A 10,493-nucleotide genomic window follows, 5' to 3' on the forward strand; every position below is an offset into this window, starting at 1 on the left:
GGGGCGCATCGCCACGGTGGCGAGCGGTTCGCGCAATGCTCATGCCGACTCCTTCGTCGTGTTGCTCCGTGAAAACGCGGCACCGGACACCGCTTGGACCGGGTCCAGGAAAAGTCCGTGCCGCTTTACAACCTCGTCAGCCGGCTGTCGCCTTAGACGGAACAGTCGTTTCGTAAAATGGTTTCGAGAGGAGTCTGCACGCGGAACGGCGCTGCTGTCAACCCTTTTCCACATAGCCGCCGCACCGGGGCATGACCGACCAAAGGATGCATTGACGCCAGCATCGTCTAGTGGCAGACTCGTGCTAGCGTTTCGCAATACAGACTCTTCGTTCCCTTGAAGGGAACACTCGCTTTATCGAAGCAACTAGTACAGACAACGATGTCGACTCGGCTCGTTCATGAAGAAGGAGTACATACAGTGACCGACTACCTCGGATATTCCGGCAAGGTCTGCGTTGTTACGGGAGCCGCATCGGGCATGGGCAAGGCCCTGGCCGAGATCCTCGTCGACCTGGGCGCCGAAGTGCACGCACTGGACCGGGTCCAATCGCCCGTCGCAGGCCTCACCGCGTCCATCGTCGCGAACCTCGGTGACAAGGATTCGATCGATGTTGCCTTTGCGCGGCTTCCGCAATCCATCGACCGGTTCTTCGGCGTAGCGGGCGTTTCCGGCGTGCACACGGATTTCCTCGAGACCGTGACCATCAACTTCATCGCAAACAAATACATCGCAGACACTTACCTCGCAGACCGCGTCGTCGCGGACGGATCACTGACCTTCGTCACCTCGAACGGTGGCCTTCGATGGGATCGGCCGGATGTACGCGAGGAAACGGCCGCGCTCATCCACGGAACGGGCTGGGACGAACTCGTCGGGCTCGCCAAGGGAATCGACGCCGAGTTCGGTGGCATTCCCGGGTCGCTCGGTTACATCCTGTCCAAGCGCATGCTCAACCTCTGGGTTGCCGAAGAAGCCGCGAGATTTGCGGACCTGCGAAAAATCCGGGTCAACGCCCTGCTGCCGGCCATGACCATCTCGGGCATGTTCGACGAGTTCGCGGCGATGAAAGGCGGCAGGGAGGCCGTAGAGGCCGACCTCGGACCCGCCGGCCGGCTGGCAGAGTCAGTGGACATGGCCCGTGCACTCGTCTTCCTGGGCGGGGACCTCGCCAGCTACGTTTCGGGCGCGCACCTCTCCGTCGACTTCGGCATGAATTCGCAGGTCCTGGCCGGCCAGGCGCCCGACCGCACGTCGTGGACCCTGCGCGGAGTCCTGTCCAGGCAGCCGGCGTGAGCAGCTGAACCCGCCCTCTTGCAGCACAGCGGCAAACCCGCTCCAGAACATCGACACATAAATCAGGAAACAGGAGACGTACATGACTGACGTACTCACCGAGCGCGGCGCCCCGGTCAACATCCGGCACGCCGACCGCCTCTTCATCAACGGCACGTGGGTACTTCCCACGAGCAACTCCGGCTTCGACGTCATCGACGCCGGCACCGAAGAGACCTTCTTTCGCGTCGCTGAGGCCGGGCCCCAGGACATGGATGCGGCGATAGCCGCTGCACGCTACGCCTTCGATCATTCGCCGTGGCCATTCCTCGAACCGCAGGTGCGCGGCGAATACCTCCGCAAGCTCGCGGCGGGACTGCGCGAGCGCTCCTCTGAGACGGGGACGTTCTGGTCGCGCCAGGCCGGCGTCCTGTTCTCCATGTCGCAGGTGGCGATCTCACGCGTATCGAACACCCTCGACTACCACGCAGACCTCGCCGCCACTTACCCGTTCGAAGCCCAGGCAACCCCCGAGTTCGCCCCGTTCGGCGTCGTCGTGAAAGAGCCGATCGGCGTCGTCGGCGCCATTGTGCCGTGGAACACGCCGCTGTCGCTCGCGATCCACAAGCTGGCACCCGCTCTTCTTGCCGGCTGCACGGTCGTCCTGAAGGCTCCGCCCGAGGCGCCCGGCGAACTTTATGTGCTCGCCGAGATCGCCGAAGAGATCGGCTTGCCCGCCGGCGTACTCAACGTGGTCACCGCCGACCGGGAGGTCTCTGAACAGCTGGTGCGCGACCCGCGGGTCGACAAGATCTCGTTCACAGGGTCGAGCGGTGTCGGGCGCAGGATCGCCTCGATTGTCGGCGAACGCGTCGCCCGTTACACCCTGGAACTCGGTGGCAAATCCGCGGCGGTCATCTTCGACGACTATGACATCGCAACCGCCGCCAAGACCCTCTCCGCCGCGGAATGCTCGCTCAACGGGCAGGTCTGCATGTCGCTGACCCGTGTCATCGTCACAAAAGCGCGGCACGATGAGATGGCTGAAGCCCTCGGGTCGATCTTCGGTTCGGTGCGGGTCGGAGACCCGTTCGACGCCGGCAGCCAACTCGGCCCGCTGGCTATGGGACGCCAGCGCGACCGGGTGCTGGGATACGTCCAGAAAGGCATCGACGAAGGCGCAACCCTCGTCACCGGCGGTCACCGTCCGGCGCACCTCGAGCGCGGTTTTTATGTCGAACCGACCGTCTTCGCGAACGTCGATAACAACTCCACGATCGCGCAGGAAGAGATCTTCGGCCCGGTGCTCTCGATTATCGCGGCCGACAACGAAGAGCATGCGATCGAGCTGGCGAACGGCACCGTCTATGGGCTGAACTCCGCTGTGTTCACCAACGACAACGACCGGGCATACCACGCAGCCCGTCGGCTCCGCTCGGGAACGGTCGGCCATAACGGCTTCAAAACGGACCAGCTGATGGGTGTCGGAGGATTCAAGCAATCCGGAGTCGGTCGCGAGGGCGGGCTTCAGGGTCTGCTCCCCTACCTGGAATCGAAGACGGTGCTGCTTGATGGCGCCCCCTCGCGTTTCCAGTGATCGAGCAAACCGCGCCGGAGAGCGCACAGAGAGAGAAGACAAGCGGATGACAACCACCCAGATCGATCCCACCGAGGTCGACTTCTTCACCAACCCGGACATCGCATCCAAAGCCGAGCCATACTTCGACCACATGCTCGCGAACTACCCGGTGTTCCGGGAGCCGAAATACGGCGTCGTCATCGTGACCGGCTACGAAGAGGCCCTGCAGGTGTACCACCAGCCCGAGGTCTACTCATCGATCAACCGGGTGGGCGGTCCGGTGATCGAGCTCCCCGTCGAACTGGTGGGCGACGACATCACCGAGATCCTGGAGAAGCACCGCGAGTACTTCGGGGCCAGCGACCAGATCGTCACGTTCGACCCGCCCGTGCACACGGACCATCGCGCCATCCTGATGGGTCTCATCACTCCCAAGCGGCTCAAGGAGAACGAGCAGTTTCTCAAGGACACTGCAGACCGTTTCCTCGACGAGCTCATCCCCCAGGGGAAGACAGAATTCATCTGGGACTACGCCAAGGGCTACACGATCCTTGCCGTTGCGGATCTCCTGGGCGTCCCGGTGGAGGACCACCAGATGCTCCTGGACCTGCTTGCCTCGGCCCCCGGACCGGTGCTCGGCAATCTCGAGCTTCAGACGAGCAGCCATCAGAACGGCCTCGAGAAGATGTACGACTACTTCATCGCAAAAATCGAGGAACGGCGCGAAAACCCCCAGGACGACATCCTGACCGGAATGGCCATCGCCACCTTCCCTGACGGCTCGCTCCCCGAGCCCATCGAAGTGGCACGCATCGCCGCCAACCTCTTCTCCGCCGGGCAGGAAACCACCGTGCAGCTGCTCGGCATTTCGGTGGCCCGGATCGCAGACAACCCCGAGGTCCAGAACCTGCTGCGCAGCGAGCCCTCGCTTATCCCTAAGTTCCTCGAGGAAACTCTCCGGATCGAGGCGCCCATTAAGGGATCGTTCCGCATCACCAAAACAGCGACCACCCTCGGCGGCCTCGACCTTCCGCCCGGCACCAACGTCATGCTCCTGCACGGCGCGGCCGGCCGCGACCCCAGGGTCTTCGACAACCCGGAGGACTTCGATGTCATGCGCGCCAACGCACGTCAGCACCTCGCTTTCGGACGCGGAATCCATACTTGCCCTGGTGCACCGCTGGCAAGGGCGGAAGCGGTCTTCTCCATCCAGCGGTTCCTGGAGCGGACAGGCAGCATCCAGGTGAGCGAAGAGCACCATGGGCCGGCCGGGGCACGTGAATGGGACCTGATCCGCAGCTACAAATTCCGCGGACACACCAAGCTCCACCTCACGTATACCCCGGCGGAGTCGTGATGGCCCCGGAACTGACCGTCGACCGTGACCGCTGCATGGGATCGGGCCAGTGCACCTTCTATGCGCCGGCGACCTTCGACCTCGACGACGACAGCATCGCCTTCGTCGTCGATGATCACGGCGACAACGACGACAAAATCCGGATGGCCATTGACGTCTGTCCGACGCGCGCCATCGCGCGTGCACATGAGGAAGGCGATCACACGTGAAGACCGAAACCGCCGCGAAGGCGTCAGCGGCCATCGCCGATATGGAAAATGACGACCTGCTCAGCGCGTTCCCCGAGGGGCCACGGCTCCTGGGAACGCGCTGCGGCGACTGCGGCCGGGAGATGATCGGCACGCGGGTCGTGTGCAGTTCGTGCGTAAGTTCCAATGTCGGGACCATCGCTCTCCCCACCACAGGAACTCTCTACTCATTCACCCGGCTGCACGTCGGAGGCGAAGGCATCCGCCCCCTGGGCTACGTCGACCTCGACAACGATGTGCGCACGCTGGCCGACATCCGCGAAGGCGACACCCCCCTTGAGCCGGGCATCCGCGTGGAGCTCGGCGTGGACGGCGAAAACTGGTTCTTCGCGCGTGAGGCCAGTGAGACGAAAGGGCACCACCATGACTGAAAACGTTCATGTGATCTCAGCCGCGATGATCCCCTTCGCGAAGTACCGCACATCCTCGTATGTCGGCCTCGCCGTGCCGCCGCTCATCGACGCCCTGCGCAGCGCGGGCGTCGACAAGTCCGAGGTTGATGCAGTGTACGTCGGGCACTCATACGGCGGCATGATGACCGGGCAACGGATCTGCAAGGAGATCGGGCTTGGTGATGTGCCGACGGTAAACGTGGACAATGCCTGCTCAAGCGGCGCAACTGCGATCCACGAAGCCTCAACGGCGATCGCCCAGGGGCTCATCGACATCGCCGTTGTCATAGGTGTGGAAAAGCTGACCCAGTTCGGTGGCGGCGCGTTGCCGCTCTCCCCCGAGGACCGCGAGGTGAAGCAGGGCATCATCATGCCCGCCGTCTATGCGATGCGGGCGACACGGTACCTCTATGAGACTGAGGCAACAGCCGAGGATCTTGCCCTCGTCAGTGTCAAGGCACGCAAGCACGGGGCACTGAACCCGTTCGCACAGTTCCGGAAGGAAGTGACCGTCGAGGAAGTGCTCGCCTCCCGCGCAGTGGCAGATCCGCTCACCCTGCTGATGTGCTGCCCCACCGGCGATGGTGCCGCCGTCGTGGTCCTCGCTTCCGAGCGGGCCCGGAAGCGTCTCGGCACGTCCGGCGGGATGCGCATCGCGGCATCAGTCCTGCACTCCGGCCATGTTGAAGAAGGTTTCCGCGATATGACCCGGCCCGAGATCAGCTCACGGTCCGCGCAGGACGCCTACGCACAGGCAGGCATCGAGCCGAAGGATCTCGACATGATCGAGCTCCACGACGCGTTTTCCATCGCCGAACTCGTGTACTACGAGGCGTTCGGCCTCGCGGAGCGGGGCCACGCCGCCGATCTGATCCGGGACGGCAAAACCACCTTCGGCGGTTCAGTGGTGGTGAACCCGAGCGGCGGGCTGCTCGCCAAAGGCCACCCGGTGGGCGCAAGCGGCGTGGCCCAGGTTGCCGAGGCATTCTGGCAGCTCAGCGGTCAGGCCGGGGACCGGCAGGTTGACGATGCCCGCTGGGCAATGACCCACGTGACCGGCGGCGGTACAGCGGGCCTGGACCACGGTGCCTGCACGATCCACATTTTCGAAGCAGCATGAGCGCCGCCGCAGAACGTCCCCTTGAGGGGATCCGGATCGTTGATCTGACGACATTCCTGTCCGGCCCGTCGGCCACGCAGCTTCTTGGCGACCTCGGCGCGGAGATCATCAAGGTGGAGTCCCTCGACGGCGACTCAAGCCGGGCCATCGCCGGACCGAAACTGGATGGGGAGAGTGCCTATTACCTGTCCAACAACCGCAACAAACGCAGCATCGCGATCGACCTCAAGTCAGCGCGCGGCCTGGACGTGATGCATGCACTCATCGCGGACGCGGACATCGTCATCGAGAATTTCCGGCCAGGAGTCACCCAGCGGCTGGGGCTGGCACCTGACGCGGTCCTCGAGAAACATCCCGCCCTGATCTGGGCCTCGATCAGCGGATTCGGCCAGGAGGGCGCGCTCCGCGATCGGCCCGCCTACGACATGGTGGTGCAGGCCCTGAGCGGTGTCATGAGCCTCACCGGGCACCCCGGTTCCCCCGCTGCCCGCCTCGGCATCCCCGCCGGCGATGTGGTGGCGGGGCTATACGCGGTCATCGGCATCCTCTCCGCGCTCCACGCCCGGAATGACACTGGCCGCGGCGGCATTATCGACATTTCGATGCTGCGCGGGCAACTGGCGATGCTTTCCTATCAGGCGCTGTACACGTTCATCAACCAGGTCGCTCCAGAGCCACAGGGAGCCGCACACGATTCGATTGCGACGTACCGTTCGTTCCGCGGCGGAGACGGCCGGGAGTTTGTGGTCACAGCGAATACTCCGCGGATGTGGGAGGGACTATGCCACGTACTCGGTCTGGACGATCTGATCGCAGACAAACGCTTTGTCGATGCCGCCGGCAGGCTGCAGAATAAGGAAGCCCTGTGGGCCATCCTGGAGGAGCGGGTTTCGGACAAGCCCGCCGCTGAGTGGGTGGACCTGCTGACGGCGGAGTCCGTGCCTGTCGCGCTCGTTAAGAACGTGCTGGAGGCACTGACCGACGCCCGCAATGCCGACGACGGTTCCCTCATCACCGTGGGCAACGGCACCACCGGGTTCCAGAACGTCGCCACGCCGATCCGCTTCGTGGGCGTGGCGGACGTTGCACCGACCTACCCGCCCGCGCTGGGCGCGGACACCCTCGACATCCTGCGCAACGGTCTGGGGTTCAGCGAGGAGGTCATCGCTTCCCTCGTCGCCGACGGAGTTGTTGGGGCCGCCGCGACCGAGGTCGAGCGGGTGGGCTAGGCCCGTACAAACAACAATTAGGCGGGTCCCGGTTACGGGCCCCGCCTAATTGTTGTTGACACTGCTTGTGCAGCGCACCAGGGTGGCGGGCATGCCCGCCTCCAGTCAGCCGACGGACAGCGGCAGTTTGCGCCCGGCGAGCCCGCGCGGCCTCGTGGCCACAAGGTCCGCCAGCATGCGGAATGCGCGCGCGGCGGGGTCATCGTGATGTTCGGTGGTGATGGGCAGACCGTCGTCGCCGTCCGCACGAAGCACGGTGCTGAAAGGTATCGAGGCGATCCTGGTCACCGTCTCCTCAGGGGTGGACAGCGCTGCCGCAACGGCGTCGGCGCCACCGGCACCGAAAGGTTCGAACGTCGATCCGTCGGCGAGTTCCACCGGGGACATCGTCTCAATCACCCCGATGATGCGCTGACCGAGCTGCCGGGCGAGCTGGCCGCTGCGTACGGCGACGCCTGCCGCCGCCGGCTGCGGCGTGGTCACCACAAGGACCTCGGCGTGCGGAAGGAGGTGCCCGACGGAGATCGCGATGTCGCCAGTGCCAGGTGGCATATCGACGAGGAGCACGTCGAGGTCGCCGAAGAACACATCCGTAATGAACTGCTCGAGTGTCTTGTGCAGCATCGGTCCCCGCCACGAGATGGCGGTGCCCTCGGACCCCTCGGGAAGGAACATGCCGATGGAAACCACCTTCACTCCGTGGGCGACCGGCGGCAGGACGAGCTCGCCCACACGCGTGGGCCGTGCGATCCGGCCATCGGCTGCCACGAGACCGACGAGTCCCGGGATGGAGAAACCGTAGACGTCGGCGTCGAGAAGTCCCACCCGGAGGCCGCGGGCGGCGAGCGCCACAGCGAGATTGGCGGTAACCGTGGATTTGCCGACTCCGCCCTTGCCGCTCGTGACGGCGATGACCCTGGTAAGGGAGTCGGCAGTGAACGCCGTGGTGGCGCGTGGCTTGCCGTTCCGAAGCTTTGTCACCATGTCGGCCCGCTGCCCGTCCGTCATCACCCCGAGCACCACCCTCACATCCTGAATCCCGGGCACCTCCAGTACTGCGGTGCGGACTTCGTGTTCGATCCTGTCTGCGGCAGGGCAGCCGACGATCGTGAGCAGGACGACGACCGATGCCACGCCGTCGTGCACGGCGACGGCATCGATCATGCCCAGATCGGCCAGCGGACGGCGCAGCTCCGGGTCAATAACGCCGCCCGCGGCGGCGCGGACGGCGGTTTCGATCTGTGTGACGGCAGCGCCGCCGTCCTGGTCCTGTGTCATCGGAATTCCACGCTGTTCCCCCGGGCGACACGCAACATCTCGTCGCGGTCGTGGAGTTTCACGCGCTCACGCCCCACCGATTCGCCGGCGGCGACCTCGGCGGCGTCGATCGTTTTCCACGCCGCCCAGTCAACGACGTGGACGCCGCGGGACTCAAGGAGATCATCGACGTCAGCCGCTGTTGAGGCCGTTGGAACATGCCCTGGCGCACCGACGTCTTCGAGGAGGGAGGTCACGGTATCGAGCGCGCAGCGCCGGTTGGTTCCCACGACGCCGGTCGGTCCGCGTTTGATCCAGCCGGCGATGTACACCCCGTCCACGACGCCGTCGTCGCCGTGGACGCGGGACTCGACGTGGGGCACCGTGTGGGTCAGCTCGTCGAACGGCAACCCGTCCAACGCCTTTCCGCGGTATCCCACCGAGCGCAGCACGAGCTGGGCATCAAGGGTTTCGGTGACCGATGGGTCGCTGGTCTGAGCGAGACGGATACCCGAGACAACGCCGTCGTTACCGAGAAGTTCCACCGGTGAACGGTCAAAAATGAACCGCACCGAACGCTCGCGGCCGAGGACCCCGCGGTCGACCGCCTTTTTGAATGAACTGAACAGGCGCTTCGCGGCGGGATCCGCGTCGAGGTGCACCTGCTCCTCGGGGCTGAGCTCCAGATCTGCAGGGTCGATGATGACGTCGCAGCTCTCCACCTCCAGAAATTCCAGGAACTCCTTGTTGGTGAACTTGGCGAAGGCCGGTCCGCGGCGGCCGACGATGACCACCTCCCGGAAACTGCTCGCGGCGAAAGCCTCGACGATATGCTCGGGCACGTCGGTGGCCCGAAGCTCCTCGACGCTCAACATCAGCATTCTCGCGGCATCGAGTGCGACGTTGCCGACGCCGATGACCACTGCGCGCTGGCCGCTGAGGCTGAACGACTGCGGGTCACTGTCCGGGTGTCCGCCGTACCACGACACGAATTCACGCACGGCGTGGACACCCCGGAGGTCTTCCCCGGGGATGCCGAGCGACCGGTCGAGCGGGGCGCCGGTAGCGAAGACCACGGCGTCATAGCGGGCGCGCATTTCGTCCAGCGTGATGTCCCTGCCCACCAGCACGTTTCCAAGGAATCGAACGCCTGGCGTCTCTTCGAAGACCTCGGCGAATGACGTCGTGATTGATTTGATGCGTGGGTGGTCCGGCGCCACCCCGTAGCGCACCAGACCGAACGGCGCGGGGAGGCGTTCAAACACGTCCACCTCGATGGGCGACTCTGATTCCTCGGTGAGGAGCTGGGCGGAGTAGGAGCCGGAAGGACCCGATCCGATGACGGCGACCCTGAGGGCAGCCATGGTCACCGCTCCCCGCGGCGGGGGATCGCCAGGATTTCGGCAACATCGAACTCGATCTTGCCGGCTTTCCGGCCGCCCTTCGGAGTTTGGACCTCGGCGAAGAACCGTTCATTGAGTTCAATGTACTGCTCCTGATCGGCGGGGAGCTCGGCGTCGTAGTAGATTGCCTCGACCGGGCAGAGGCTGACGCACGCTCCGCAATCGATGCACATGTCAGGGTTGATGTACGTCATGCGACCGCCCTCAAAGATGCAGTCGGCAGGGCATTCCTGCATGCAGCTCTTGTCCTGGACGTCGATGCAAGCCTCGGTTACCACGTAAACCATTGGAAGTTCCTCTCTGTAGCCTTTCGCAGCGTCGGGCTCAGGCCCGCTGCTGCAATTCTTCGACCAGTGCGGTGGCCGTTCCGTTGCCGGCGAGCACTCGCCGCGCCTGATTGAGTGCGCGCACCCAGTTCACGGTGACAGCGCCACTGGCGGTGCCGTCGGCATCCGCATGGATCACGGCGACGCGTCCGTCTTCGAGCAGGTCGCCGATGACTGTCGAGCTGCCCGCCGGGTCGCGCCACCCTACCGAATGCACTTTCCAGTCGTACTGGTCCGACCACACGTAGTCGTTCGAGGTGTAGGGCTGCACCTCACCGCCGGTGATCGCCGTGGCAACGTACCGCGC

11 protein-coding genes are annotated in these 10,493 nt (G+C 64.7%); 7 read left to right on the forward strand and 4 right to left on the reverse strand.

The window, feature by feature from the left end; translation table 11 throughout:
• The first annotated feature begins 420 nt into the window (after positions 1–420).
• The 7 genes from DBR22_RS11165 to DBR22_RS11195 all read left to right on the forward strand — a co-directional run bounded on the left by DBR22_RS11165 (position 421) and on the right by DBR22_RS11195 (position 7,200).
• Positions 421–1,296, forward strand: a complete 876-nt coding sequence (locus tag DBR22_RS11165) for an SDR family oxidoreductase (RefSeq protein WP_181365138.1) — start codon at positions 421–423, stop codon at positions 1,294–1,296.
• 82 nt (positions 1,297–1,378) lie between these two features.
• Positions 1,379–2,872: an aldehyde dehydrogenase gene (locus DBR22_RS11170; RefSeq protein ID WP_108599074.1), complete on the forward strand. Its 1,494-nt coding sequence runs from the start codon at positions 1,379–1,381 to the stop codon at positions 2,870–2,872.
• Positions 2,873–2,918: 46 nt separating this feature from the next.
• Positions 2,919–4,211, forward strand: a complete 1,293-nt coding sequence (locus DBR22_RS11175; RefSeq protein WP_108599075.1) for a cytochrome P450 — start codon at positions 2,919–2,921, stop codon at positions 4,209–4,211.
• Positions 4,211–4,420, forward strand: coding sequence for a ferredoxin (locus tag DBR22_RS11180; protein WP_108599076.1), 210 nt, complete (start codon positions 4,211–4,213; stop codon positions 4,418–4,420). The genes DBR22_RS11175 and DBR22_RS11180 overlap by 1 nt, the downstream gene beginning before the upstream one ends.
• Entirely contained in the window at positions 4,417–4,830 is a 414-nt protein-coding gene (locus DBR22_RS11185; RefSeq protein ID WP_108599077.1) for a Zn-ribbon domain-containing OB-fold protein, read from the forward strand. The genes DBR22_RS11180 and DBR22_RS11185 overlap by 4 nt, the downstream gene beginning before the upstream one ends.
• Complete coding sequence (locus DBR22_RS11190; RefSeq protein WP_108599078.1) at positions 4,823–5,971, forward strand: thiolase family protein; 1,149 nt, start codon at positions 4,823–4,825, stop codon at positions 5,969–5,971. The genes DBR22_RS11185 and DBR22_RS11190 overlap by 8 nt, the downstream gene beginning before the upstream one ends.
• Positions 5,968–7,200: a CaiB/BaiF CoA transferase family protein gene (locus DBR22_RS11195; protein ID WP_108599079.1), complete on the forward strand. Its 1,233-nt coding sequence runs from the start codon at positions 5,968–5,970 to the stop codon at positions 7,198–7,200. Before DBR22_RS11190 ends, DBR22_RS11195 begins: the two co-directional genes overlap by 4 nt.
• Before the next feature lie 105 nt (positions 7,201–7,305).
• Here the strand turns inward: DBR22_RS11195 and DBR22_RS11200 are convergent, their stop codons facing one another.
• From DBR22_RS11200 to DBR22_RS11215, 4 genes are all read right to left on the reverse strand, one after another.
• Positions 7,306–8,478: a P-loop NTPase gene (locus DBR22_RS11200; protein WP_108599080.1), complete on the reverse strand. Its 1,173-nt coding sequence runs from the start codon at positions 8,476–8,478 to the stop codon at positions 7,306–7,308.
• Entirely contained in the window at positions 8,475–9,821 is a 1,347-nt protein-coding gene (locus DBR22_RS11205; RefSeq protein WP_108599081.1) for an FAD-dependent oxidoreductase, read from the reverse strand. The genes DBR22_RS11200 and DBR22_RS11205 overlap by 4 nt, the downstream gene beginning before the upstream one ends.
• A 2-nt stretch (positions 9,822–9,823) precedes the next feature.
• On the reverse strand, positions 9,824–10,147 hold the full coding sequence (fdxA, locus tag DBR22_RS11210) for a ferredoxin (protein ID WP_108599082.1): 324 nt from the start codon (positions 10,145–10,147) through the stop codon (positions 9,824–9,826).
• Positions 10,148–10,184: 37 nt separating this feature from the next.
• Positions 10,185–10,493 (reverse strand): oxidoreductase C-terminal domain-containing protein (locus DBR22_RS11215; RefSeq protein ID WP_308810204.1); only part of this gene is annotated, 309 nt, incomplete at its 5' end.

It is taken from the genome of Arthrobacter sp. HMWF013 (genome assembly GCF_003061105.1).
Taxonomy (GTDB): Bacteria; Actinomycetota; Actinomycetes; order Actinomycetales; family Micrococcaceae; genus Arthrobacter.

Coding starts and splice junctions, on each gene's coding strand:
- DBR22_RS11170 (WP_108599074.1), top strand. CDS start 1,379: ATGACTGACGTACTCACCGAGCGCGGCGCCCCGGTCAACATCCGGCAC.
- DBR22_RS11175 (WP_108599075.1), top strand. CDS start 2,919: ATGACAACCACCCAGATCGATCCCACCGAGGTCGACTTCTTCACCAAC.
- DBR22_RS11180 (WP_108599076.1), top strand. CDS start 4,211: ATGGCCCCGGAACTGACCGTCGACCGTGACCGCTGCATGGGATCGGGC.
- DBR22_RS11190 (WP_108599078.1), top strand. CDS start 4,823: ATGACTGAAAACGTTCATGTGATCTCAGCCGCGATGATCCCCTTCGCG.
- DBR22_RS11195 (WP_108599079.1), top strand. CDS start 5,968: ATGAGCGCCGCCGCAGAACGTCCCCTTGAGGGGATCCGGATCGTTGAT.
- DBR22_RS11200 (WP_108599080.1), bottom strand. CDS start 8,478: ATGACACAGGACCAGGACGGCGGCGCTGCCGTCACACAGATCGAAACC.
- DBR22_RS11205 (WP_108599081.1), bottom strand. CDS start 9,821: ATGGCTGCCCTCAGGGTCGCCGTCATCGGATCGGGTCCTTCCGGCTCC.
- fdxA (WP_108599082.1), bottom strand. CDS start 10,147: ATGGTTTACGTGGTAACCGAGGCTTGCATCGACGTCCAGGACAAGAGC.